Raw genomic sequence first — 25,896 nt, forward strand, 5'->3', positions numbered from 1 at the left:
TAGGGTTTGAACTGTGAGTGCACCAACAGCCCTGTATCGCCGGTACCGTCCGGATTCCTTTGCCGACGTGATCGGACAGGAGCATGTCACGGCACCCTTGATGGCTGCCTTGGACAAGAACCGTGTCAACCACGCCTATTTGTTTTCCGGCCCCCGCGGCTGCGGCAAAACCACGTCTGCGCGCATCCTGGCGCGCTGCCTCAACTGTGCCCAAGGCCCCACCTCCCACCCGTGCGGTACATGCGACAGCTGCATCGAATTGGCCCGAGGGGGTGCAGGCTCGCTCGACGTCATTGAAATTGACGCTGCCAGCCACGGTGGCGTCGACGACGCCCGCGACCTGCGTGAACGCGCCACCTTCGCCCCCATCCGCGACCGCTACAAGATCTTCATCATCGATGAGGCCCACATGGTCACCTCTGCAGGCTTCAACGCGCTGCTGAAAATTGTTGAAGAGCCGCCGGAGCACATCAAGTTCATCTTTGCCACAACAGAGCCTGACAAGGTCATTGGCACCATCCGCTCGCGCACCCACCACTATCCCTTCCGGCTGGTGCCGCCTGAACCACTCATGGCGTATCTGGCGCTACTGTGCGAACGCGAAAATGTTGCCGTCGCCCCGGGCGTGCTCTCATTGGTGGTCCGCGCTGGCGGTGGTTCAGTGCGCGATTCACTCTCCGTCCTGGACCAGCTCATGGCCGGTGCCGGTGACGCTGGCCTGGACTATGACCTGGCCGTGGACCTGCTCGGCTACACTCACGCCTCACTGCTCGACGACGTTGTCGAAGCCCTGGCCGCCAACGACTCAGCCACTGTTTTCAAGTCCGTGGACAAGGTCATCCAAACCGGCCACGACCCCCGCCGTTTCGTTGAAGACCTCCTTGAGCGTTTCCGCGACCTCATCATTGTGCACGCCATGCCGGAAAGTGCGCACGCCATTTTGCGCGGCACCCCCGACGAGCTCATCGCCCGCATGCAGGCCCAAGCCGCCCAGCTCGGTGCCGCCGAGTTATCCCGCGCAGCCGACATCACCAACGCCGCATTCAACGAAATGACGGGCGCCACCTCCCCCCGCCTGCACCTTGAACTGCTCGGCGCACGCCTCCTGCTGCCAGGCGCGGATTCCTCCGTTCGCGGCATGGGCACCCGCCTGGATCAGCTCGAACGCCGTCTCAACTATGCAGGTGCACCCGCTGCCGGGAATGTCCCGGTAACTGCTGCCCCCTCCCCTTACCCGGATTCTGTCTCGGCACAGCGACGTTCGACGCCGGAGCCTACTTACGCCGATCCCGGAACCTCCGGCGGTGGGCTGGCTGCCGTACGCGCGCAATTGGCCCGTGCCAGGGCTGAAGCAGGTGCTGAAGTGACTGCACGGCACACACCCTCGCAGGCACAGCTGGCCGATCCTCAGGTAGTTCCCGAATCAAGTCTTCAGGATGAACAAGCAGGACAAGGGGGGCAGTCCTCCCGAACTCAGTCCTCCCGAACATGGGACGATCTCCCCACACCCACTGACAGTCCTGACTTCACCAGTACACCGTCAGGCACATCGCAGCCCGACTCGCAAAGCTCGGAGAACCTCGAGCAGACGCAGCAGCAGGCACAGACTGCCAGCCCCAAGCCTGCCCAGCAGCAACCCGCACCGCCCGAATCAGCGCAACCGCAGTCATCCCAGCCCGCCGGCTCCGCCCATGCAGAGCAGCCACCGGCTACCGGAGCCCCTGCACCCGCGGACGGCAATGGACAGGCTCGCAACGCACCGGCCGGCAACGCAACGGGTATTGAAGTTATCCGTCGTGCATGGCCGGAAATCCTCGGCTCGCTCCGTGGAATCCGGATGGCCTCCTGGGCCATCGTGACCCAAAACGTTGTGCCGCAAACCTTCGATGGCCGTGAGCTGCGCGTGGGACTGCCCTCCGACGGTTTGATTGGCACTTTCAGCAACAGCGGCCACTTGGAGAATCTCCAACGTGCCATCAACGACGTGTTGGGTATTTCAGTGCAGATCCTGGCCGTTTCAGGAGAAGCTCCGAAGGCGAGCTCTGAGCCAAACCCAAAAGTTCCAGCTGGTAATTCGACTCGTCCGCAGGACGGCGCTTCGAAAAACAGCTCGGCCGGTCAGCACCCGAACAGCAGTGGATCGGCACTCGGAACCGAGGTCAGTGCTCGAACTGAAGCTGAATCTGGAACTGGCGCTCGAACTGGGGCAGCTGTGGCTGCTCCCCTCGATTCCTGGGGTCTGCCCACTGAGGTGGCCATTCCGGCCTCGCCTACTTCCGGGCCCACGGCACGTCGCGTGCAGACGCCGGCCGCCGTCTCCGAAGCCGTGGAGCCCGCACTAAAGCCGGCAGTTGTCCCAACCCCGTCGACAACCACATCGACAGCCACTGCACCTGAGCCCTCACCCGTCACCACAGCGAACGAGGTGGCCGCAGCGGCTGCACCTGTTGCACCTGCCGCGAATGCTCCCAGCGAGTCCCCCGACTACTGGGACGGCCCAACAGAACCCAGCGACCCCTGGGAGGAGCCGGGCCCCGATGCATACCCTGCTTCCGATCCATACCAGGGCCAGAGCCAGGATCAGAGCCAAGACCAACAGCCCGCGCCGACGGCGTCCTCTGCAGACCAGGAAACGTTCCGGGCCGCTGCCCCGGTCCCGGTCCCGGTCCCGGTGGTGCACACTCCCCCGCGGGTCTCACCCATTTCTGCCTGGACCACCGGCTGGGACGCTCCGGTCAGCACACCTGAAACTGCCATGCCTGCCGCAACCACAAGTCCGGAAGTTCCCAGGCGAAGCGCCATCCTGGCTGAACAAATTGCCCAGCAGGCAAACAAAGGGGCAGCCGAGCCTGCACCTCAGGATTGGGGTGTTTCGCTGGGGCAAACAGGGCGTTCAAACATTCCCGATCCAGGCTGGGGCAGCATGTCCACTGCCCCCGACTGGGCACAAGCAGGCAGCCCTCTCCCTGAAGCCCTATCGGTGTCCCGCGCAAATTCCGAGGCAGAATCCACTGTTTCCGGGACAAGCGAAGCCGCCCCGATTGCCATCGAAGCACCTTCGGTCTCCACCCCGGATGGGCCATCCCGTGTGCCGGAATCACCAGGTGGCGAGCATTTCGCACCAGCTGGCCCCTCACCAGCTTCCCCGTCGTCCACAGGCACGGACTCTGGGCCGCGGCCGGACTTCGAAGCAGGGCAACGGCTCAGCTCCGGCACCGAGTCTCAGCTGGGCGAGTCCCCCAACTATCCCACCCCAGCGGTAGCTGCGCAGGAGGCACCGGTGTCGAACACGGCACAGGGCGGGGCGAAGCTGAGCATGTATCAGCGCATGGCCAACAGCTCTGCAGCACAGACTGGACGCACACAAACTTCACCAGGTGCGCCAGCAAAAGCCCCGGCAGTGGAGGATGTCCCCAGCCCGGACGACGTCACCATCGAGGAATCCGGCGTTGTCGGGCAGGCCGCTGTGGAACGAATTCTGGGCGGCGTGCTGATCGAGGAACGCCCACTTAATTAATCGCACGGCACCGTCCACACGGCGTAACAACCGGGCGGTAACCACCATTTTCGCGTCAAGAGACAAGAGGCATTGTGTACGAGGGAGCAGTTCAGGAGCTCATTGACGAGTTGGGCCGCCTGCCGGGCATCGGGCCAAAGTCCGCCCAACGGCTGGCTTTCCACATTCTCGAGGCCGACACCGAGGACATGCAGCGCCTCGTCAAGGCGATCGTCACCGTGAAGGAACGGGTGAAGTTCTGCACCGTGTGCGGCAACGTCACGGAGGCGGAGCTGTGCAATATTTGCCGTGACCCGCGCCGGGATCCGAGCATTATTTGCGTTGTGGAGGAATCGAAGGACGTGCTCGCAGTGGAGCGCACCCGCGCCTTCCGCGGCCGCTACCATGTGCTGGGCGGGGCTATCAATCCCATCGCCGGGATCGGCCCGGACCAATTGCGCATCCGCGAACTGCTCACTCGTCTAAACGACAGCCAAATCCAGGAAATCATCATCGCCACCGACCCCAACCTCGAGGGCGAAGCCACAGCCACCTATCTGTCTCGAATGCTCAAGACCATTGGCATCGCGGTGACACGTCTGGCGTCCGGGCTGCCCGTGGGTGGCGACTTGGAATATGCCGACGAAGTCACACTGGGCCGCGCCTTCGAGGGCCGCCGCAACGCCCTTAACTAAAAACAAACGCTGATTAGATGCCATTATCACCGGAGCAACATTGGCAGCTACTGCGCCCTCGAATCATGAATTGTCGCGAGCGCTGCGAGCCGATCCGTAGTGGGCGTGCCAGGGGTTGGCACGTACAGCACAAAGTGCAGTTCAGGGGCGTCGGCGGGCACCAGCCGATGTTGCTCAAACGTCAGCTCGCCCACGGCAGGGTGGATGAACACCCGCTGTCGGGATGCGAAGCCCTGCACTCCGTGCTCGGCCCAAATCTTGGCAAACTCAGCGCTATGGGCCTCCAGTTTCGCGACGAGGGCGGTGTGCGCCATCGATCCCAGGCGGGGGCCGGCCTCCGCCCTGAATTCAGCCACAAAGAACCGCGAGGTATCCTCCCAGTCCGGGAGCATGCGGCGCAGCTGCGGGTCGGAAAAGATCAGCCACAGCAGGTTCCGCTCGCTCGAATCCACGTCTGCAATACGTGAGTACAAGCACTCATAGGCATTGTTCCAGCCGGCAATACCCCAATCCGGTGCCACGGCGAACGCTGGAAAGTCCAGGGCATCCAGTAAACCCTGCAGGTGTGGCGGCACAGCATCCATGGGCGCCACTTCCGCCATGGGCAGCGGCGCGTAGCCGCCCATGGCCAATAGGTAGCCGTTTTCGGAGGCGCTGAGCCGCAATACCCGGCCAATGGCCGCCAACACCTGGCGGGAGGCGTTGATGTCACGCCCTTGTTCAAGCCAGGTGTACCAGGTGACGCTGACGGCGGCGAAGGCCGCAACTTCCTCCCGCCGCAGGCCCAAGGTGCGGTTGCGGCCAATCGGCGGCAGGCCGTGTTCGGCTCGGACTAGGTGTGCGCGTCGGTCACGGAGAAATTGACCCAGCTCCCGCCGTCGTTCTTCATTCATTCCAACAAATCTAGCACTGCCACTACTAGTAGCAGCACCGTCTTCCGGAGCGGGCAGAAAAGCTGCTTGACTACTCTTATGCCTCCATTACGTTCAAGAACAGTCACCCACGGCCGCAACATGGCCGGCGCCCGCGCCCTCATGATGGCCTCCGGCGTTGCCAAGTCCGACATCGGCAAGCCGATCGTCGCCGTCGCCAACTCCTTCACCGAGTTCGTCCCCGGGCACACCCACCTCGCCCCGGTGGGCCGCATAGTTTCCGACGCCATTCACAAGGCCGGCGCCATTGCCCGCGAATTCAACACCATCGCGGTGGATGACGGCATCGCCATGGGCCACGGCGGCATGCTCTACTCACTGCCCTCACGCGATCTGATCGCCGACTCGGTGGAATACATGGTCAACGCCCACTGCGCCGATGTCCTGGTGTGCATCTCCAATTGCGACAAGATCACCCCCGGCATGCTCATGGCCGCGCTGCGCCTGAACATCCCCACCGTGTTCGTCTCCGGCGGCCCCATGGAAGCCGGCCGGGTCACCATGACCGACGGCTCCATCCGCTCGCTGGATCTGGTCAATGCCATTTCCGACGCCGTCGATGATTCCATCTCCGACGAAGACATCGACCTCATCGAGGCGAACGCGTGCCCCACCTGCGGCTCCTGCTCAGGCATGTTCACGGCCAACTCGATGAACTGCCTCACCGAAGCCATCGGCTTGTCCCTGCCCGGCAACGGCTCACTGCTCGCCACCCACACCGCGCGCAAGGAACTGTACGAGCGTGCAGGGGCCACCGCCGTCGCACTCGCTAAGCGCTACTACGAGGACGACGACGCCTCTGTGCTGCCGCGTTCCATCGCCAGCTTTGAAGCGTTCGACAACGCCATGGCCCTGGACATCGCCATGGGCGGTTCCACCAACACCATCCTGCACCTGCTCGCAGCGGCGCAGGAAGCAGGACTGAAGTACGACTTGGAGGACATCGACGCGAAGTCCCGCCTGGTGCCGTGCCTGGCCAAGGTGGCGCCGAACGTGGCCGGAGACAAGACGTTCTACATGGAGGACGTGCACCGCGCTGGCGGTATCCCCGCCCTTTTGGGGGAGCTCAACCGTGGCGGGCTGCTCCACACGAACGTCAACTCCGTCCACTCGAACGACCTCACAGGGTGGCTTGACGACTGGGATATCCGGGGCGGCAAGGCCACCGACGCGGCCAAAGCCCTGTGGACTGCTGCCCCGGGCGGCCAACGCTCTTCGACTGCGTTTTCGCAGTCGGCCGAGTGGACCTCCCTGGACACCGACCCCGTGGAAGGCTGCCTGCACGATGTGGAGCACGCCTTCTCCAAGGACGGCGGCCTCGGAGTGCTCCGCGGAAACATCGCCCTCGACGGCGCTGTGGTCAAGACCGCCGGCGTGGACGAGTCCATCTGGACGTTTGAGGGACCGGCCGTCGTGTGCGAGTCCCAAGACGAAGCCGTGGAAAAGATCCTGAGCAAGATTGTTAAGGCCGGTGACGTGGTGGTCATCCGCTACGAGGGCCCACGCGGCGGCCCCGGCATGCAGGAGATGCTGTACCCCACCTCGTTCCTGAAGGGCTTGGGCCTGGGGAAGGTCTGCGCGCTGATCACCGACGGCCGATTCTCCGGCGGAACATCCGGGCTCTCCATTGGCCATGTCTCCCCCGAAGCCGCCGCCGGCGGGACCATCGCCCTGGTGCAGGACGGAGACCGCATCCGGATCGACATCCCCAACCGGTCCATGGAACTGCTGGTCGACGAGGAAACATTGGACGCACGGCGCGAGCTGCTCGAGGCCACCACCGGTTACCAGCCAGTGGGACGTGTTCGCGAAGTCTCCGCCGCCTTGCGGGCTTACGCCTCCATGGCCACCAGCGCAGACAAGGGTGCCATCCGCCAGATCCCGGAGGACGCCGTCTTAATGAGTGCACCCCGGGCATCGGTCCCTGTCCTGCTATAACGGCACGCGAGATGCCACTTGTGGCACCCAAACTTCGCTTTTGGGTACCACAAGTGGCATCTCGCGGCGGTTCAGCGTGGATCAGGCCACCCGGGTGCCCTTGGGGAGCTTCCCGGCCGGAGTTCGCAACGCCCGCCAGCCCAGTGCCAGGACGCCCGCAGTTACCAGCAACTGCAATCCCAGTCCCAGTGGCCACAGCGGGGCTTGCTTGGAAAGATACTGTGGGGCAACCTTTCCGTTGGCGCACTGGTACGTGGCTTCCGGACCTGCTTGGACGTAACGGGCGCTTTGGCTAATCATCTCGAACATTCCGCTCGTATAATTCGCCTGTGCCGGAGTGTTTCGATCCGGGTACGGAATGGCATCGGCCACCACCACAAAAGGATTCATGCCCAACATCCAGGCCACCCGCTCCGAGTGGGGCGCGGGTTGTTCCACCAGAGGCCCATAGCAGGCGTACTCGTTGTTCTCATCCGTGATGTCCTTGGGTTTGGGTGGCGCCGGGTACATGTCACCGTCCAGGTATTCTGCATCAGGTCCTTCCGGGCCTTGATACATTTCCATGTTTTTGTAATAGCTCTGGTTTGCCTGCACGGTGCCGTTGCTGAGCATCATCCCCAGTCCGAACGCAATGAGTGTGCCAAAAGCCAATGCCGCCACCGTCAAATAGGTGACAACGATGGAGAAAAGCGGACGGTTTGCCAGCGCGGAAATACCAACGCCCAAGGCACACACAACACCGAGCTCGCCAGCCAGCATGAGTAATCCAACCACGATGTAGCCAACACCTAGGCCGCCTTGTGAAATACCGAAAATCAAGAACGGCACGCTCACGACCAGAAATGCCAGCGCCGCAATCCACGACGCAAGAAACTTCCCCCACAAGAGCTGCCCGGGCCGCAGCAAAGTCACCTGCATGATGGCCAGAGTGCCGGCGGCTCGATCGCCGCTGATGGCATTCGCCGAAAACGCAGGTGCCACCAACAAGCCAAAGAGCAGGACAAACGCCAAAACGGCCTCGAAGATCAATGGTCCGGGACCGACTCTCCCAAAGCCGGGATCAAAGTTGTACCCAGACTGCGCCTTCCAGCTGATCCAGGTCAAGGCCGTCACCAGCCAAATGAGCGCAAACCAAATGGCCAGCATGATGTACCAGCCACGTGAACGCAGTCGCTGTCGCAGTTCCATGCCCACCACGGCAGAAACACCCGAGGAATACTGTGTCAAGCTCATGGCTGTTCCACCTCCATACTCATATAGGTCTCCTCCAAGGCACCCGTGGCTGGGGCGAAGGCGCACACGTCCACTCCTGCTGCCACCAAATCCTGCAGCAAGGAGGCTGCCTCCCGCTCCGAGCCCACACCCACCACCACAGAATCGCGGCGAGCAGACTCCGCCTCAAAGCTCACACCCATAGACGTCAGAGCCGCCGCCAACACGGCAGAATCAAGCGCTGTAATGGAATACTTGCGCCCCTGCCCGGCAGCCTGATCCACAGATTGGGTCAGCACCGAGCGTCCTTGATTGACGAACACGGCTCCGTCGGCAATTTCATCAAGTTCAGCCAGCACATGGGAGGAAACCACAACTACTTTCCCCTCACCAGCGAGTTTCCGCAGGATGGTCCGCAGGGCTATCCGCGATCCCGGATCAAGCCCGGAGGCCGGCTCATCGAGCAGCAGCACTTCAGGATCGTGAATCAACGCACGGGCCAAACTGAGCCGCTGTTGCTGGCCCCTGGAAAGGACCCTGGCCTTCTGGTCAGCCAGCGAGGACAGGTTGACCAGCTCCAGCAGTTCCGCAACCCGGGCGGGAATCTGCATCTTGGGTAATTGGTAAAACCGGCCCATGACGCTGAGGATTTCTCGGGCAGTGAGCGCTTCCCAGACCCCCAAGGTATCCGGCATCCACCCAATTTTTGCTCTCGCCGCCGCAGGGTTGCTGACGGGGTCAATGCCCATGACGCTGATGGTGCCGGCATCCGGGGCAAGCAGCGACGCCAGCATCAGCAACAACGTGGTCTTCCCGGAACCATTGGGCCCAATCAGCGCTGTTACCTCTCCGGCTGGCGCATGCAGGTCCATACTGACGACGGCGTGAACCTCACCAAAGCTGCGGGACAGCCCCGTAGCCCTCAAACCGTTGAATGGCACAGCATCAGCCAGCTCAGTGCCAGCCATCTCGGCACCATCGGCATCAGGTGGATCCTGCTGTGGTGGTGGTTGTTGTTGTTCCGTCATGATTCCCCTCCCAGTGGGCCGCGAATGCGGAGTTGAGACAAGCCTAAGGTGGGGCAGGTGGCGAAGGCATCATCCCGTCGTCGGACTTTCCACTCCGAGCACAGGAGCTTCAACACACCTTCCAATGACCGCATCATGACCATGGAGTATCACTATGTGGATATCTCGATTCCGCGTTAGCCCGTGCTAACGCTAAACTTGGCTCAACTGCCTTCCGCGTTGATGATGCCGCACTGGCCCAGCGCCGTAGCGCGGCTCAGGCGTGAGTGGCAGCAAAATTTTTTCTCCCAGTGTTGCGATAGGTAAATCAATGAGCGTGCATCCATGAGCCTTATTGTTCAAAAGTACGGCGGATCCTCCGTGTCCGACGCCGAGGGCATTCTTCGTGTTGCCCGCCGGGTCGTCAGCACCCAGCAGGCAGGCCACGAGGTGGTCGTGGTGGTTTCGGCCATGGGCGACACCACCGATGAGCTGCTGGACTTGGCCGCCTCGGTTGCCGATCATCCCCCGGCACGGGAGCTGGACATGCTCATGACGGCCGGCGAGCGTATTTCCATGGCGCTGCTGGCGATGGCCATCAGCACACACGGCGGCGTTGCGCAGTCGTTCACTGGCAGCCAGGCCGGCATGATCACCGACGGCATCCACGGCAAGGCCCGCATCATTGATGTTGACCCGCACCGCGTTCGCACCGCCCTCGATAAAGGCAAAATCGCCATCGTGGCAGGTTTTCAGGGCATGAGCCGCACCACCCATGAGATCACCACCATGGGCCGCGGCGGCTCCGACACCACGGCTGTTGCCCTGGCCGCAGCGCTGGATGCTGATGTCTGCGAAATCTACACCGACGTCGACGGCGTCTACACGGCTGATCCCCGCGTTGTCTCCAGCGCGCAGAAGATCAGCAAGATCTCCAGCGAGGAAATGCTGGAAATGGCTGCATCAGGGGCCAAGATCCTGCACCTGCGCTGCGTGGAATACGCCCGGCGCTTCGGACTGCCCATCCATGTGCGGTCCTCATTTACCGATAATGAAGGGACCTGGGTCCTGCCCAGTCCCGACGACAAAATCAAGATCTCAGAGGGAGTTGCCTTGGAGCAGCCAATTATCTCCGGCGTGGCCCACGACCGGTCCGAAGGCAAAGTCACCGTTGTTGGCGTGCCTGACATCCCCGGCAAGGCCGCCATGATCTTCGGCATCATCGCCGGCGCCCACACGAACATCGACATGATCGTGCAGAACATTTCAACCCGTGGCTCAGGGAAGACGGACATCTCCTTCACGCTTCCCATGGTTGAGGGCGAAGACGCTCTGGCAGCCTTGCGCGCACAGCAGGACGAGGTTGGCTTTGAGGACTTGATCTACGACGACAAGATCGGCAAGCTCTCCCTCATCGGTGCAGGCATGCGCTCCAACCCGGGCGTCTCCTACAACTTCTTCAAGGCCCTGTCCGACGCCGGGGTGAACATCGATTTGATCTCCACCTCCGAGATCCGCATCTCCGTCGTCACGCGCGCAGACCTGCTGGACACGGCAGTGCGCGCGGTCCACCACGTCTTTGGCCTTGACAGCGAAGACGAAGCCACTATCTACGGTGGCACGGGGCGCTGATCCCCAGCCACACCCACCCAAAAGGGGTGCATTCGGAACAAGAATCCGGGTGCACCCCTTTTGGCATTAAAAACTCATTCAAGAATCACTGGAGTTCTTGACGTATTTCCTAACGCTCTTCCGCGACTTCTTCGTCCTTGCGTTCAGCGTAATGGTGGCCGTCTGAGTCCGTGTGTTCTTCAAAGTGTGTCAGCTGTTCATCACTGCTGTCTTCGAAATCATCGTGGCGATGCACCACCGGGGAATCCATGTCGCCTTGGTCTGCGGGACCAAAAACCTTTTGGAACTTGTCGGTAGCGTGCATGACCTTGTCCACGAACTTATCTCCGCTTGTCATCATCAACACCCCCTCTCCACGTGTGGATGCGGTTGGGACGCCTTCAGCTTACGCCTGAACCAGACTAAAGACACGGGGTGGAGACGGCCCGAAATCCTACCGCAGGGACTTGTCGTCCGGGTCTTTTGGCACCAGGTAGGTGCTGCCGTCTGCCCTGGTAACCGTGACCCACTGCTCTGTGGCGGCTTGCTGCGAGACAAGCAGTGCCTTGTTCTCATTCGTCATTTCATGGTCAAGAGGACTGCTGACGGCAGGACCGAAAATAAAACGCAGCCGACCGGTGAACCGCATCAGTTTGTGCACGAACGGTGTCTTGGGCATCGGTGGCATTCCTTGCAGCTGGGACCCAAAAGTTGCTTTTAGGCACGTTGATTGTGGCAACTTCGCTCACTGTACACTGATAGTTAGCCCACTAACTAATTTTTGCGGAGGACGGCAATGAGCACCATTGAGAATGACCTGCTGTTGGAACGCCAGCTCTGTTTTGGCCTTTCCGTCGCCTCTAGAAGCGTCATTGCCGCCTATAAACCCGTACTTGCCGCCATGCGCCTCACCCACCCCCAATACTTGGTGATGCTGGCACTGTGGGAACACGCGCCCCGCCGGGTGAAGGATCTGAGTCAAACCCTGTTGCTGGAGTCCGCCACCCTCTCTCCGCTGCTGCAACGGTTGGAAATCCTTGGCTATGTCAGCCGCGGACGGGACACTGCCGACGAACGCGCCCTCGCCGTCGACCTCACCGAGACTGGGGCGGCACTGCGCGAGCAGGCACTCTCGGTCCCCGGAACCATGATGGCCCGACTCGGCCTGGACCGGGAAACCGCCCTTGCGCTGCACCACCGAATGATGGCCTTGATCGATGCAGCTACCCACGCCGATGACCTTTCGGCTCCGATGGGCACCGATGTCCAGGACGAGGCAATGCACGGGATGACGGATAATTAGACCCATGACCTTGGCCTTAAATTCCTTGACCGACGGCGCGTGGCAGGAACGTGCTGCGGCCCACCACAGCCGGGTGAACCGCTATGCCAAACCGTATCTGGCCCGCCGCTCGAGTAATCAAAAGCATCCCGTGGAGGATTTCCTCTTCACCTACTACACGCAAAAGCCTGGGCAGTTGGCCCGTTGGCACCCGGGCCCCGGCGTGGTCCTTACCGGCGCTGCTGCCACCGAACGTCTGAATTGGAAGTTCTACCGCACGGCCGACGACGGCGAGCTCACGGCAAGCGGTGCACTCGGGGAGGGCCCAGCCGTCGTACTTGATCTGGAAAAGTTTGTCCTTCAGCGCAAGGATGCCATCGATTTTGCCCGGATCATCCTGGGCCGCACGGCCGCACGTCCGGCACAGTTTGGTTGTTTTGGTCTGCACGAATGGGCCATGGTGTACAGGCAGGATGCCAACGCTGTTCGGCACGAATACCTGCAGCTGCGGCTTGGGTCCGAGGGCACGGACACGGTGGTGGAGGAGAACCGCATTCGCTGCTCGCACTTTGACGCGTACCGTTTTTACACCCCGCAGGCATCGGGGCTCAATGAGTTGGCGCCGACGCGGGAGAACCAGCGCGAGATGGAACAGCCGGGCTGCCTGCACGCGAACATGGATCTGTACAAGTGGGCGTACAAGCTCTCGCCCGCCCTGCCCAGCGAGCTGGTGATGGACTGCTTTGAACTGTCGTGGCGTGTCAGGGCGATGGATATGCAGGCGTCGCCGTACGACTTGGCCGAGTGGGGCTACCCGCCGATCCGCATCGAGACGTCCGCTGGCAAGGCCGACTACGTGGCGTACCAGCGTGGCTTTGCTGCGGAAGCAGCAGTGTTGCGAGAGCGCCTGCGGGTAGCCGTGGACGCCCTCCCCACCCCCTAATACCGACGCTCCTGCACCTTCCGGGGTCTTTCTCACGACGCTCCTGCCGTTTCCGGCCTTGAACGCGAAACGCTCCCTCAGCAACTGAGGGAGCGTTTGCGATTTCACCCCTAAAACTGCAGGAGCGTCGTTGGGGGGAGGCCTAGTGGCGGGCGCCTCGCACGGATGCCCTGCGCACGACTACCAATCCACCCAACAAGACCAGCACTGCGCCAGCCAGACCAAGCGGCACCATGTTGAAGCCGGTGTTCGCCAGATCGCCAGCGGCCGGGGTGTTCGCCAGATCGCCAGCAGCGGTGGTGCTCGCCGAGGTCGAGGCGCTGCTTACCGGCGTGGTGGTTGCAGACGAGCTGACGGGTGCTTTCACAGTCAGCTGGATACTGATCTCAACCGCTTCACCGCTAACACCCGTGCCCGAGATGACCACTGAGTGCTGGCCAGCCGGAACATCCGCAGGCACTGTTGCCGTCAGGGAAACCGTCCCATCAGCTGCGACAGTCGCACGGCCAAGAAGCACAGGCTCCGAGTGCAGTGTGAACGTGGCAGTGGTTCCCGGCTTGAAGTTCTCGCCCGTGATGGTCAAGGCCTGGCCCGCCACCAACTCCCCAACGCTTACGGCGCCTATGGCTTTGTCAGCTGCTGGAGTTGTTGTGGGAGTCACTGTCGGAGTCACAGTTGGCTCCGTTGTCGGAGTAGTTGTGGGAGTCACCGTCGGAGTCACAGTTGGCTCCGTTGCCGGAGTTGTTGTGGGAGTCGGAGTAGGTTCCGGAGCCAGAGTTAGTTCCAACGCCGCAGCAGAGGCTTCCGCCGAAACATCCTTGAGGCCGTTCTTTGCTTCGGCCGATACCGAAGCGCCGGCAACTTCACCCGCAGTAAGGTCGGCTGCAGTCACAGTGTGCGCGATGGTGCCAGCAGTGCTGGCTCCGACGGCGAGAGCCGCGGCCGCACCATCAACGCCAAGCAGCGAAACGCCAGTCAGCGCAACATTGCCGTCATTCTTGGCAGTGACGGGGAACGTGACAATGTCCCCGACGCTGGCGTAGCCGTCGCTGTCCTTGTCATCCAGGACACCAGTGCCGACCGTCAGTGCCAAGGAGGGCTTGCGGACCAGAACATCCACTTCGCCGCCGTCGATGGTGTATTCCGCCGAAGTGGCGCCGGTACCTTCTGCAACCCACTTTGTGATGGGTTGGAAGAAGCCATTGGCAATGTCCTCGGCCGTGATGACGCGCTTGGCCGTGGCGCAGGTGTAGCCGCCGCCGATGGGGATGTCCCGGAACCGGCAGTTGGGTGTCCCTGTGATGTTGAACCCTGCCAGGTCCCCTGCCGTCGGGTAGACGGTGGAGACAATGTCTGCCGTGCTCTTCACGACGAAGGTGTACGGCAGCTGCTGACCAACCGTGTAGGGGTTGGCAGCCAAGTCGCGTGAGCCATCAGCGCGCTCACCCTTGATAGTGGCACCCACAACGGGGCTTCCTGTGACGGGTCCGTCCATGACGGCGATACCACCGATGTTGATTTCTGCCCCTCCGGCAAATTCATTGCCTGCGATGGAATTCAAGCCGATGAGCTCCACGTAGCGGCCAGCCTTAGCGCCGTCAATGGCTATGCGCTGCGGCGCGCTGGCAGCGGTAAATGAACCGCTTGCCACCTTTGAGCCGAAGTCCGTGGGACTTTCGGACACGTAGATCTCGTAGTCCTTGATCTTTCCGTTGGGGCCGTTCTGGGGCTGCGTGTATTCAAACCCGGTGACTTGGTAGTCCTTGCCCAGATCGAAGACCACTGAGTGGGGGAATTTATCACTGCCGTTCTGCCACTTGGTGTGCCAGAACGAATTGATGTCGCCATCAAGCAGGGCAGCTGCCGGGCCGTTGGGTGCGGCTTCGCCGGTCAGTTCCTGGGATGAGACTGATTCAATGCTGAGCTCACGCTGCGGAATCAAGTTCGCCATGGGCGGCTCTTCACCGCACAATTCATCCGCACACGCCTTGACCACCGGCGCACTGGCAGCTGCAGCTACGGCCTTTTGCCCGTTGTGGGCAATGACGGATAGATCCTTGGCTGCTACCTTGTTGGCGGCCACGTCACCAGCTGTCAGCGTGTAGAGCCGAGTGATGGTTTTGGTGGCGGCAACGTCCAGGTCAAAGTTGGCTTCGCCCGGAACGGCAACGCTTGTCAGCTTGACGTTGCCTGTATTGGCAACACGGCCGGTATAGGTGATGGTGTCACCGACGCTGGCAAAGCCACTGCCGTCAACATCGATCACGGGCCCCGCGGTGTACTCCACCGACACTGCCGGCTTGCGCAGCAGCAGGTCTACTTCTGCACCGGTGACGGTGTAGTTCTGTGTGGTGACTCCAGTTGCATTCGCTTCCCACGTGGTCAGCGGAACAAAGAACCCTTGGGCCAATTCTTCAGCAGTGACTTGATGGCGCGGGGTGGCGCAACTGAAGTTGCCTGACACTGCAAGGTTATTCCAGCGACAGTTGCCGGCATTGGTGGCGCCGCCACGGTCGGCAGGCACCAGAGGATCAAAGTTACCTGTCAGCGGCACCGCGTTGACGACGACGTTACTGAGGCTGTTGACCACAAATGTGTAGGGAACCTTGCTGCCCACAGCGTAGGGACTGGTACCGAGGTCGCGTGAAGCTTCTGTTGGTGAGCCTTGGATCTCCAACCCAATGATGTTCTGCGTGGCGCCGCCGGTGATGGTCACCGGCACCGTCGCTGTAACGATGTGGCCGCCCAGTGAAAGCGAAGCTGACAGGCTGATGTTTCCGGCCTTGGCGTAGGCAGGGATGGTCAGCGCAACTGACACAGTCGCGGAAGCGTTTGGCTCAACGTCGGGAACCACTATGGATCCGAAGGTCCAGCCTGCTTTTGCGGCGAACGATGCAGTTGCTCCGGACAGTACCGCTGAACCATTGTTTTTGACAGTCAGTTGTGCTGAAACAGTTGTCCCGTTGGCACCTGAAACGGGGGCGGCCGTGAGCGCAGCAGTCATGGAGTTTGCGCAGTCAACACCCAGCCACGCGGCGTCGAACTTGCCAAAGGTCATGGTGTTGTTGTCGCCTTCATAGAAGACACCAAACGTGCCATCACTCAGGGCGGTAGCAGTGGAGTAGCTCATGGCACCGGCCTTGAACTGCTTTCCGGCGCTCCAGCTGACCCCATCGTTGCAGGAGTAGCGGATCGTGCCGTTCTGGCGGCCAGCACTGGAGTTTGCGTTGGAGAACAAGAGGATCTTGGCCTCGGCGGAACCCTGCGCGGCGTTGGGGTACATCCGCGTAATGGAGGCATTGTTGACGGGGTCAACCAAGGAGGTGTCAACCGTGACGGGACCGTAGGTCTGTCCACCGTCTTTGGAGATGGCCACTTTACGTCCACCATTTCCCCCGCTGCTGGCACGTGAATTAAGCATGACATCACCGTTGGAGAGCTCCACGGTTTTGTTCTCATCCATGCCGGTGCCCGTGAACTCACCGCGTTGCCACGTCTTGCCATGGTCGTCGGAGTAGACGCTGTACGCCTGGTAGGGAACGTTGCCGTTGGCCTGCTTCACCTTGCCGGTGAACTGCTGGATCAGTCGGCCCTTGTTGGGACCGTACTGCAGTTGGATGCCCTCACCCGAAGCAGCAAATACGCCGGAAACTCCACCAACATTGTTGGCGTCACCCACCGGCTTGACCACATCGGTGATCAGGGGTCCGTCGAGGCCTGCGTACTGCGAGCCCGCCGCGTAATCCACAGGAGGAAGCGTGGGCATATTGCCGGGATCCGTTGACCAGCTCAGGCCCTTGTCCTTGGAGACGGAAACTTCGACGCCGATGATGTTGCGATTGGCGTCGTCATTGCCAAAGCCGCTTCCCTGGAAGCCCACGTCCTTTGAATACACGTGGAAGTTGAAGACATCTCCGGTGACCTTGTCAACGACGTAGCTGGGGTCGCTGAAACCGAACTTTTGGTTGCCGTTCTTCGCTTCCTGACCACGGGCAATGTAGGTGGGCGTACCCCAGGTATTGCCACCGTCAATGCTACGGCGCTGCACAATTGAATTGGCTGAAGGAGCGTCAGCCCCATCAGGGCGGCCGTCATACGAGGCCAAGACCACACCGCCACCGAGGTCAGCCAGTTCCGGAATCCGATAAAAGCGGCCAAGGGATGGGTCAATGGCGTTGTCACCGTTGCGGGCCAGGACCTGCTCCACATAGCTTCCAGCGTCCGCGGCAGATGCCTGCCCTGCCGTCGCAAGGGAGAAGACCGGCCCCATCATGCTGACAAGCAGCCCCGCGGCAAGCACCCCAGCAGTGACCGCTGTTCGCCCACCCTTGCGGCGGCGAACCGAGTTCAGATAACTCATGTATTCCTTTCAAGTGACCAAGACCGGCCAAAACACCTGCGAACGAACAAAACCGTCCTGAGGACCCCCACTTTCTAGGACATAGGACAACCTACCCCATCCCACAGTGCTATGCATCACATGAATTCGAATGTGGTCCTTTCGGATGAAGATGCCTCCCTTATTACCAAAATGTCGCACAATCATGCCCGCTGATGGCAGCGATGCCAATGGCCTTGGACCCGACTGAAGACGCCGTGGCAATATCCCCTCACGGTGCCGCAATGCGCAAAAGTGCCAACCACCCGGATAAGGGATGCGATGTAGACCACTAAAATTTCCCCGTTTGCAATCACTGCGTAGAATGGGATGGCAAGCTCGCGGAGCGCTTTCCTTATTGATTTTCAGGCTTACCCCTGGTCTGCAAGACAGCGTAAGACGGCACTTCCGTGGCCATCCCCTTTAACACCAGGAGTTCCTTCGATGCCTCGGATCGTTGTCGACGTCATGCTCAAGCCCGAAATTCTGGACCCGCAGGGAAAGGCCATTGTTGGCGCACTTCCCCGCCTGGGCTTCACCGCATTCCCTTCTGTCCGTCAGGGCAAGCGCTTTGAACTTTTCGTCGATGGCGAAGTGACCGAAGAGATTCTGGCTCAGGCCCGCGAGGCCGCAGAAACCATGCTTTCCAACCCCGTCATCGAAGATGTTGTCAACATTGAAGTTGTGGCGGACTAGTTATGACTGAAACCCCCTTGATTGGCGGTGCCGTCCAAGCACCCGTTGATACACGCCTGGCGGGAGCCCGCATCGGCGTCGTGACCTTCCCCGGCACACTCGATGACCGTGACGCTTCACGCGCCGTCCGCCTTTCCGGTGCCACGGCCGTGGACTTGTGGCATGCGGACACCGTTTTGGCCGACGTCGACGCCGTGATCATCCCCGGCGGCTTCTCCTACGGCGACTACCTGCGTGCAGGCGCCATCTCCCGCTTTGCACCCCTGATGGCCAAGATCATCGACGCCGCCAACTCCGATGCCAAGCTGCCTGTTTTGGGTATTTGCAACGGCTTCCAGATCCTGACCGAGGCGCACCTGCTTCCCGGATCCATGATCAAGAACGACCACCTGAAGTTCCTGTGCCGTGACCAGGTGCTGCGTGTGGAAAACAACACGACCGCTTGGACCAACGCCTACGCCGCGGGCCAAGACATCACCGTTGTGCTCAAGAACCAGGACGGCCAGTACATCGCCGACGAAAAGACCCTTGACGCCCTTGAGGCCGAGGGCCGGGTCGCGTTCCGCTATGTGGGCCACAACCCCAACGGTTCACGCCGCGACATCGCCGGCATTTCCAACGCCGCTGGCAACGTGGTGGGCCTCATGCCGCACCCCGAGCACGCAGTGGAGACCGGCTACGGCCCCGCCCACACCGGCACCGACGGCCTGGGCTTCTTCAACTCAGTTTTGAACACTCTTCTGGGAGACAAATAAATGAGCGAGATCTCAACAGAATCCACGAAAAAGTTCAACATCGACACTGTCGAAAACGCTGCCGCCACCCCCGGGGTTGAGCTGCCGTGGGCCGAGCTTGGTTTGAAGCAAAACGAGTTCGACGACGTCGTGAAGGTTTTGGGGCGACGTCCCACCGCCGCTGAACTGGCCATGTACTCGGTGATGTGGAGCGAGCACTGCTCCTATAAGTCTTCCAAGAACCACCTGAGCCAGTTCGGCAAAAAGGTCACCGAGGAAATGAAGAAGGACATGCTGGTGGGCATTGGCGAAAACGCCGGTGTCACCAACCTGGGCGACGGCTGGGCCGTGACGTTCAAGATTGAATCCCACAACTCTCCCTCCATGATCGAGCCGTACCAGGGTGCCGCAACCGGCATTGGCGGCATTGTCCGCGACATCATCTCCATGGGCGCACGCCCCGTGGCCGTGATGGATCCGCTGCGCTTCGGTGCCATCGACCACCCGGACACCGCACGCGTCATGCACGGCGCAGTGGCTGGCATAGGTGGCTACGGCAATTCCCTGGGCCTGCCGAACATCGGCGGCGAAATGGTCTTTGACGCTGTGTACCAGGGCAACCCGCTGGTCAACGCGCTGGCAGTGGGCGTCATGCGCCACGAGGACATCCGCCTGGCCAACGCTTCCGGCAAGGGCAACAAGGTTGTGCTATTCGGCGCCCGCACCGGTGGCGACGGCATTGGCGGGGCCTCGATCCTGTCCTCGGAATCCTTCGATGACACGAAGCCTTCCAAGCGTCCCGCCGTGCAGGTGGGCGACCCCTTCGCCGAGAAAGTGCTCATCGAGTGCTGTCTGGAACTGTTCAAGGGCTCCCTCGTTGAAGGCATCCAAGACCTCGGCGCGGCAGGTATTTCCTGCGCCACCAGTGAGCTGGCCTCCAACGGCGACGGCGGCATGGAAGTTGAGCTGACGTCCGTGCTGTTGCGCGACCCCTCCCTGACACCGGGTGAAATCCTGATGTCGGAGTCCCAGGAACGCATGATGGCAGTGGTCTCCCCCGCGAATGTGGCAGCCTTTGAGGCCGTCATGGACAAGTGGGCCGTGGAGTACTCCTGGCTCGGCGAAGTCACCGACACGGGCCGCTTGATCATCAAGTGGGACGGCGCAGTCATTGTCGACGTCGACCCGCGCACCGTGGCTCACGACGGCCCCGTCTATGACCGCCCGTACGCACGCCCGGACTGGCAGGATGCGTTGCAGGCGGACGTGTTCAACGGCTCCACCGCCGACGCCGGACGCCCCACCACCGTCGATGAGTTGAAGGCCGCCGTGCTGGAACTGATCGCCTCCCCCAACATGTGCTCAAAGGACTGGATCACCAACCAGTACGACCGTTACGTGGGCGGCAACACCGCCATGGCCTTCCCCGACGACGCCGGCGTGATCCGTGTCGACGAGGAAACCGGACTCGGCGTTGCCCTGGCCACCGACGCCAACGGCCGCTACACCTTCTTGGACCCGTACCATGGCGCCCAGCTGGCCTTGGCCGAGGCCTACCGCAACGTCGCCACGTCCGGAGCCATCCCCATGGCCGTCAGCGACTGCCTGAACTTCGGCTCCCCCGAGGACCCGGACGTCATGTGGCAGCTCGCCGAAGCCATCCGCGGGCTCTCCGACGCCTGCATGGTGCTGGGCATCCCTGTCACCGGCGGCAACGTTTCGCTCTACAACCAGACCGGCAGCACGCCCATCCACCCCACCCCTGTGGTGGCAGTTTTGGGCAAGTTCGACGACGTTGCCCGCCGTACGCCGTCGGGCTGGGCTGAGGACGGGCAGGCCATTTACCTACTCGGAACCACGGCCGACGACATGGACGGCTCCGAGTGGGCCAACCTGCGCGGACATCTCGGCGGACTTCCGCCGGCCGTGGATCTGGAACGCGAGCGGGAACTGGGCCAAATCCTCATCAACGCCTCCCGCGACGGCATGATCGACTCCGCCCACGACCTCTCCGAAGGCGGCCTTGCAGCGGCCCTCGTTGAGTCGGCGCTGCGCTTCAACACCGGCGCACGCGTTGCCCTGGACGAAGTTGCCGCCCGCGACGGCGTCGACACCTTCACGCTGCTGTTCTCCGAAACGCAGGGACGTGCCATCGTGGCCGTGCCACGCAGCGAAGAAGTCCGCTTCAACGACATGTGCACCGCCCGGCGCTTCCCCGTCTCCCGCATCGGCGTTGTGGACGCCGCAGGCGGAGCCCTCGACCTGCAGGGCCTGTTCAGCGCACCGCTGGAGGAACTCCGTGAAGCACACGAGGGGACACTGCCGAAGTACTTCGGCTGAGTCCATACGCTGTAAGTCCACACAGAATACCCCGGTCAGCTCATTTCGAAGCCGGCCGGGGTTTCTTTCTGCGCACAGTTCATGGTGTGCTGGACGCCAGTGCAGATGTGGCGCCCCGTTCGCTACTAACGAAGCGCACAAAGCCCGGCTCTACGTAGCGGGTGGGGTCTGCCGCCACGACGCGGCCCGCTCAAGTCAGCAAACAGGCGCTAGAAGCCCCCAGCGAGTGAGCGGGCAGCCTGCTGATAGGAACGCGAGACACCAGCCTGAGTCAGTTTTGTGACAGGGGCGCCCAGCTTAAAAATCAGTCCGGCCGGCTTACTGAAGGCCAAGAGCCTGAACTGCACACCGCCGTCGGCCGTCATCATCGCGATGAACGCTTCCTCACCCACCGCCGGATGCCCAGGCAGCGTCCCGTAACCGAACCCGGCCATGTGAACCTCCGTGCCGTCCGGGCCCGCCTCCGCCTGCGGCTCCATGGCCCACACCACCTCGCAGGGCACGGGCAGGCGCAGGTTTCCCACACCGAAGCCACTAAGCACATGCGCCCCCACCACGGCTCGCGGCGGTGCCGCCACTCGGAGGCCGGCACGTTTCTGAATCTCCCAACTCAGGATGCCTTCGGCCAGCGCCGCAAATGCTTCCTCCCCTTGGCCCACGGCGACCGTTTTGTCCACATGACCGAAGCCCTTGGGCCACTGGCCCTCTCCGGCACGCTTGTGCGCCACCAACCGGGTGAGCCCCAGGAACGGGTAGTCCAGGCTAGCTTTTCGCGACATATGCACTCCATTTCAAGGCTTGTTGCAGTTTCTTTGGTAGTCCGGCAACCACCAGATCATAGGAGTCTTCCATCATTTCCAACACCATTCGTTCCTCCACCCCCGAGGTGTCCACGGTGTTCCAATGACGTTTGTTCAAGTGGTAGCCACCGGTAATTCCTGGATTCGCGGCACGCAAGGCCGGAGCCAGTTCGGGGTCGCACTTGTAGCTGATGCAGAGTGGCCGCCCGTCAAGGTCGCTCAGGGCAAAAACCTTTCCCGGACGGTCGCCGCCTCCGGGCGCCTTAACCTTGAAGACGCTCGTTTCGGGCCCAAAAGGGAAGTCTTCGTAGGCGCCGGGCATGGAAAGTGCTGCGGCCCGCAGTTTTTCGCCAGTAGCGCTCATGCCTTGCTCCCTGGGTTCAGAACCTCATAGGAGAGCACTGCAAATTGTCCCTGCTGGCTTGCGCTTTGCAGTTTGAGCCGGTCGGCCCCCACATTCCGTGGCAACAGTGGCGCACCCGCGGCGAGCGTGGCTGGGGCAAAAGTGATGACAAGTTCATCGAGTGCGCCGCAGTCCAGGAACTGTCCGGCCAGGTCCCCTCCGCCCACCACCCAAACGTTCCGCGAACCAGCCACCGCTCTGAGATCACCCAGAACCGCGGCCACGTCGCCGTTGACGAAGCGCACGTCCGCACCTTCCGGTATGGGCAAGGGGCGGCTGGAAAAGACGTAGGTGGGCCGTGAACCGTAAAATTGCTGCCACCTTTGGGGTTCAGCCAAAAGGTTCTCAGCCTGCAGCACCCATTCATACGTGGCGGAGCCCTCCACGAAGACGCCCACACCGTTCATGAACTCCGCCATGTCCGGTCCACCGATATCTTCAACAGCAAAGAGCCAATCCAGCGAGCGCTCTTCATCCGCCAGAAAGCCGTTGAGCGTAGCTGCCGTGTAGTACACAAATCGCGTCATGGGCTCAACGCTACCGGGTGGCCAGGTAGTCCTCGAGCAGCACGACCTTCAGCCCCGCCGCTTGTTGTGCCGCAACGAACGCCGCCAAGTCCTCCGGGAACTCCGGGCGGAAATGCATCAGGACAATGTCACCGGGGCGCAAACCTGCCCCCACTTGATAGTCCATACCCCTGGCATTGGCCTTCGCTTCCCAGTCAACAATGGCCTTTAGCCCGCATTCCGCGGCAGCTTGGCGCGTGGCCTCGGTGTAGGGGCCGCCTGGTGGCCTGAAGAACACCGGCCGGCGTCCGTAGTGCTGCTCCTCGAAGTCGGCCATGCCGCAGATCTCGGCTTTTTGCGCTTCATAGCTCAGCTGAATGAACGCCAAATTATGGGTCATGGAGTGGTTCTCAATCAAGTGCCCGGCAGCCGTGTACTTTTCGTAGAATTGCGGCTCCCCGGCAATGAAGTTGTGTGCCAGAAACAGCGACGCCTTGATCCCGTGCTGCTCCAGCAGGGCCAAGTCTGAATCCCGCTTCACCGCGCCGTCGTCGATCGTCAAAAACACCACTTTTTGCTCGGTGGGTACCCTCGTCAGCACCGGAACCATGCCGTTCTCAATGGGCGGCAGGGCATAGTCCGGGACCAGCCAGTCCAGCATGTTCACGCGACCTGTGACCGGGTTAGTCGGCGCAACGCTGCTGGGAATGGACGACGCCGGCACTTGAGGCGGCTGATCCGGATCACCTGCCGCTGCGGGGCTGTGGGCCTCTGGGCTGGAGGCAGTGGTGCTGGGAACCGCTGTGACCGCATCAGGCGCTGTGGAGGCAGGCCCGGCACCCGTGAATGAGGCCACCCACCAAATGCCGGTTGCCACCAGAGCGAAAGCCAGGGCCAGGGTGATGAATCCAATCAACCGTGCACGGGGGCGGGCTCGACGAAAATGACGTGGCATGGATTCTTTCTTAACAGAACTTCTAGTTTGTACTGTGGCCGGTGGTCAGCCGGGGAACGCATAAGTGCCTGTGGCAGATAGCTTAGAGCCCGATTCTTGCGGCCTCAATTTTGGGGCACGTGTCCATCACTACGTCGAGGCCAGCTTGCAGGGCACGTTGGGCCGCTTCCTCATCTACGACGCCCAATTGCAGCCACACCGCTTTGGCGCCCACCGCGATTGCCTGGTCCACTACGGCGCCCACTTTCGTGGAATTCACAAAACAATCCACCACGTCGATGCTCCCAGGTACTTCGGCAAGCGTTTTGTATCCCGTCGCTCCGTGCACGTCGTCGCCCTTCAAACTGACGGGAATGATCTCGTGGCCAAGGTCCTGCTGCAGGAAATACGAGACGTCTACGGCCGGGCGCAGCGGGTTCTTCGACAGGCCCACAACGGCCCACCTCCCCGGGGTCGTCAGCAAGCGTCGAATAGTCTGCGGATCATTGATTTGTGCCATGCTTAAAGCCTAATCGTCCCAGCTTCGGATGCCCTAAAGCTACGGCGGTTCGCTGGATGTTCAGGCGTCCACGAACGACTCGTCGGCGCCGGGCCTATCATTGTCCCCGGAGTCCGGTTCCGGGTCTTCTTCTTCAACAGGCATGTCGTCAATGTCCACATAGTCTTCATTGGTGAGCTCATCCGTGTACAGGGACCAGAACTCATTGGTCGCAGCCGCCTGCGGGTCCAGGAGTTTCAGTTGTTCCTGAAAGGACTTCTTCACTGCCGAAAAATCTTCGTCGTCTTCGGGTCCCACAGTGTCGTTGTCGATGGAGTTCCAAGCCGCAACGATGGCTGGCAGGGTGGCAAGGGAGGAGGCCATCAGCGTTTCCTCGTCTTCACAGACGTACAGAACGGCACCACTTTTACGGTTCACCACAACGAACTGGAAATCGCCGTCATTGCAGATCACCGCTCGTCCTGCAGCGTCGTTGGCAAACGGCGGTTCCAGCCATGTGCCATCCAGCGGCATGTCCTCCAGCACAGCCGGATGCATGGGCTTCAATACCGACCAAATTCTGGTGTCATTCATGACTTCCTCCTGCTTCTAAGGCTGACACTAGTCACTGCCGGTGGACTCGTCAACGAGAACTTTAAGCTACCGGGGCCACCACTGAACTACTTTCAAAGCGTCGATTTCGCAGCACTGGAAGGAACTCGCGAACGTCCTCGATGCGCTTGTGTGTCACGTCGGCCGTGGCCACACCTTCGGATTCATCACCGAGGAAATCTGCAGGGATGCCCATGGGGTCCAGAATCACCGAATGCCCAATGCAGTGTTCACTTGAAGTTCCCGCTGCCGCCATCCACACAGTATTTTCTATGGCCCGGGCCTTCATCAGCGTCTCCCAGTGATCCACCTTGTGCTCGCCCTTGAACCAGGCCGCTGCAACACAGATCAAATCCGCGCCTGAGACTGCCAAGGTGCGTGCCAATTCGGGGAAGCGGATGTCGTAGCAGGTCATGAGGCCCACCTTGAAGCCGCCAATTTCCACGATCGTGATGCCCTTTTCACTGGGCTTGATCCGTTTGGATTCCTGGTAGGAGAAGGCGTCGAAAAGGTGCAGCTTCCGGTACGTGCCCAAGATTTCCCCGCCGTCATCCACGGCGACAACCGTGTTGTAGGGGCGTGCTTCACCGCTGGCTTCATAACCTCCAGCAATGACGGCGATTCCGAGGTCGGCAGCGATCAATGACAAGCCCTTGACGAACGTCGTCCATTGGGCGTCGACGGCAGCGGCAAAGTCACCCACCACCTTGCCCACCGAGAACATGGCTTCTTCCGGGAACAGAATGAGCTTGCTGCCCTCTTCGGCCGCAGCAGCGGATAGCCTGCGCATCGTGGCAAGGTTCCCTGCAACATCTGCACTGGGATTGAACTGTCCAACACTGACTTTCATGGCCGTGGGTCCTTCCGCCGGGTTCCTG

At 61.4% G+C, this 25,896-nt stretch carries 22 protein-coding genes; 9 read left to right on the plus strand and 13 right to left on the minus strand.

Translation table 11 applies throughout. The annotated features are described in order from the left end of the window. Positions 1–13: 13 nt before the first annotated feature. Both JMA46_RS00820 and recR read left to right on the plus strand, forming a co-directional pair. Positions 14–3,517, plus strand: a complete 3,504-nt coding sequence (locus JMA46_RS00820) for a DNA polymerase III subunit gamma and tau (RefSeq protein WP_207343396.1) — start codon at positions 14–16, stop codon at positions 3,515–3,517. A gap of 74 nt (positions 3,518–3,591) precedes the next feature. Then, positions 3,592–4,191 (plus strand): recombination mediator RecR, encoded by a 600-nt coding sequence (recR, locus tag JMA46_RS00825; RefSeq protein ID WP_207343397.1) that lies wholly within the window; start codon positions 3,592–3,594, stop codon positions 4,189–4,191. A 47-nt stretch (positions 4,192–4,238) separates the two neighbouring features. On the opposite strand, the gene JMA46_RS00830 is transcribed toward recR, so the two are convergent. Further along, positions 4,239–5,084: a helix-turn-helix transcriptional regulator gene (locus JMA46_RS00830; protein WP_207343398.1), complete on the minus strand. Its 846-nt coding sequence runs from the start codon at positions 5,082–5,084 to the stop codon at positions 4,239–4,241. A gap of 78 nt (positions 5,085–5,162) precedes the next feature. Between JMA46_RS00830 and ilvD the strand changes: the two genes are divergently transcribed. Next, a complete protein-coding gene (ilvD, locus tag JMA46_RS00835; protein ID WP_207343399.1) occupies positions 5,163–7,061 on the plus strand; it encodes a dihydroxy-acid dehydratase in 1,899 nt (632 codons plus the stop codon). A gap of 81 nt (positions 7,062–7,142) precedes the next feature. Here ilvD and JMA46_RS00840 read toward each other — a convergent pair whose 3' ends face one another. Further along, positions 7,143–8,294, minus strand: coding sequence for an ABC transporter permease (locus JMA46_RS00840; protein ID WP_207343400.1), 1,152 nt, complete (start codon positions 8,292–8,294; stop codon positions 7,143–7,145). Beyond that, positions 8,291–9,301, minus strand: coding sequence for an ABC transporter ATP-binding protein (locus JMA46_RS00845; protein ID WP_348770015.1), 1,011 nt, complete (start codon positions 9,299–9,301; stop codon positions 8,291–8,293). Before JMA46_RS00845 ends, JMA46_RS00840 begins: the two co-directional genes overlap by 4 nt. A 324-nt stretch (positions 9,302–9,625) precedes the next feature. Here JMA46_RS00845 and JMA46_RS00850 point away from each other — a divergent pair, with 324 nt between their 5' ends. Beyond that, complete coding sequence (locus JMA46_RS00850) at positions 9,626–10,912, plus strand: aspartate kinase (protein ID WP_207343401.1); 1,287 nt, start codon at positions 9,626–9,628, stop codon at positions 10,910–10,912. A 109-nt stretch (positions 10,913–11,021) separates the two neighbouring features. Here the strand turns inward: JMA46_RS00850 and JMA46_RS00855 are convergent, their stop codons facing one another. Next, positions 11,022–11,252, minus strand: a complete 231-nt coding sequence (locus JMA46_RS00855; protein ID WP_348770016.1) for a hypothetical protein — start codon at positions 11,250–11,252, stop codon at positions 11,022–11,024. Positions 11,253–11,345: 93 nt separating this feature from the next. Then, a complete protein-coding gene (locus tag JMA46_RS00860) occupies positions 11,346–11,570 on the minus strand; it encodes a hypothetical protein (RefSeq protein ID WP_207343402.1) in 225 nt (74 codons plus the stop codon). 117 nt (positions 11,571–11,687) lie between these two features. On the opposite strand from JMA46_RS00860, the gene JMA46_RS00865 reads away from it, so the two are divergent. Together JMA46_RS00865 and JMA46_RS00870 are read left to right on the plus strand one after the other, a co-directional pair. Next, positions 11,688–12,194 carry a MarR family transcriptional regulator gene (locus tag JMA46_RS00865; protein WP_207343403.1) on the plus strand — a complete coding sequence of 169 codons (507 nt, stop codon included), beginning with the start codon at positions 11,688–11,690 and terminating at the stop codon, positions 12,192–12,194. A gap of 4 nt (positions 12,195–12,198) precedes the next feature. Continuing rightward, a complete protein-coding gene (locus JMA46_RS00870; RefSeq protein WP_207343404.1) occupies positions 12,199–13,116 on the plus strand; it encodes a 3-methyladenine DNA glycosylase in 918 nt (305 codons plus the stop codon). 142 nt (positions 13,117–13,258) lie between these two features. Here the strand turns inward: JMA46_RS00870 and JMA46_RS00875 are convergent, their stop codons facing one another. Then, positions 13,259–17,476, minus strand: coding sequence for a discoidin domain-containing protein (locus JMA46_RS00875; protein WP_207343405.1), 4,218 nt, complete (start codon positions 17,474–17,476; stop codon positions 13,259–13,261). 462 nt (positions 17,477–17,938) lie between these two features. Between JMA46_RS00875 and purS the strand changes: the two genes are divergently transcribed. The 3 genes from purS to purL are packed head-to-tail and all read left to right on the plus strand — an operon-like array spanning position 17,939 to position 21,264. Further along, the gene (purS, locus tag JMA46_RS00880; RefSeq protein WP_207343406.1) at positions 17,939–18,190 is read left to right on the plus strand and encodes a phosphoribosylformylglycinamidine synthase subunit PurS; all 252 of its coding nucleotides are present in this window, start codon (positions 17,939–17,941) and stop codon (positions 18,188–18,190) included. Positions 18,191–18,192: 2 nt separating this feature from the next. Then, entirely contained in the window at positions 18,193–18,945 is a 753-nt protein-coding gene (purQ, locus tag JMA46_RS00885) for a phosphoribosylformylglycinamidine synthase subunit PurQ (RefSeq protein ID WP_207343407.1), read from the plus strand. A 9-nt stretch (positions 18,946–18,954) separates the two neighbouring features. Then, positions 18,955–21,264, plus strand: coding sequence for a phosphoribosylformylglycinamidine synthase subunit PurL (purL, locus tag JMA46_RS00890; RefSeq protein ID WP_207343472.1), 2,310 nt, complete (start codon positions 18,955–18,957; stop codon positions 21,262–21,264). 209 nt (positions 21,265–21,473) lie between these two features. On the opposite strand, the gene JMA46_RS00895 is transcribed toward purL, so the two are convergent. The 7 genes from JMA46_RS00895 to JMA46_RS00925 all read right to left on the minus strand — a co-directional run bounded on the left by JMA46_RS00895 (position 21,474) and on the right by JMA46_RS00925 (position 25,868). Continuing rightward, the gene (locus JMA46_RS00895) at positions 21,474–22,043 is read right to left on the minus strand and encodes a DUF1990 domain-containing protein (RefSeq protein WP_207343408.1); all 570 of its coding nucleotides are present in this window, start codon (positions 22,041–22,043) and stop codon (positions 21,474–21,476) included. Next, positions 22,027–22,428, minus strand: a complete 402-nt coding sequence (locus tag JMA46_RS00900; protein ID WP_207343409.1) for an MmcQ/YjbR family DNA-binding protein — start codon at positions 22,426–22,428, stop codon at positions 22,027–22,029. Before JMA46_RS00900 ends, JMA46_RS00895 begins: the two co-directional genes overlap by 17 nt. After that, positions 22,425–22,994, minus strand: coding sequence for a dihydrofolate reductase family protein (locus tag JMA46_RS00905; protein ID WP_207343410.1), 570 nt, complete (start codon positions 22,992–22,994; stop codon positions 22,425–22,427). Before JMA46_RS00905 ends, JMA46_RS00900 begins: the two co-directional genes overlap by 4 nt. A gap of 10 nt (positions 22,995–23,004) precedes the next feature. After that, positions 23,005–23,928, minus strand: a complete 924-nt coding sequence (locus JMA46_RS00910; RefSeq protein ID WP_247646934.1) for a polysaccharide deacetylase family protein — start codon at positions 23,926–23,928, stop codon at positions 23,005–23,007. Between the two features lie 82 nt (positions 23,929–24,010). Continuing rightward, the gene (locus JMA46_RS00915) at positions 24,011–24,427 is read right to left on the minus strand and encodes a CoA-binding protein (protein ID WP_207343411.1); all 417 of its coding nucleotides are present in this window, start codon (positions 24,425–24,427) and stop codon (positions 24,011–24,013) included. A gap of 60 nt (positions 24,428–24,487) precedes the next feature. After that, positions 24,488–25,000, minus strand: a complete 513-nt coding sequence (locus JMA46_RS00920; protein ID WP_207343412.1) for an SUKH-4 family immunity protein — start codon at positions 24,998–25,000, stop codon at positions 24,488–24,490. Positions 25,001–25,061: 61 nt separating this feature from the next. Next, the gene (locus JMA46_RS00925; protein ID WP_207343413.1) at positions 25,062–25,868 is read right to left on the minus strand and encodes a carbon-nitrogen hydrolase family protein; all 807 of its coding nucleotides are present in this window, start codon (positions 25,866–25,868) and stop codon (positions 25,062–25,064) included. Positions 25,869–25,896 lie beyond the last annotated feature (28 nt).

It is taken from the genome of Arthrobacter sp. E3 (assembly GCF_017353415.1).
Taxonomy (GTDB): Bacteria; Actinomycetota; Actinomycetes; order Actinomycetales; family Micrococcaceae; genus Specibacter.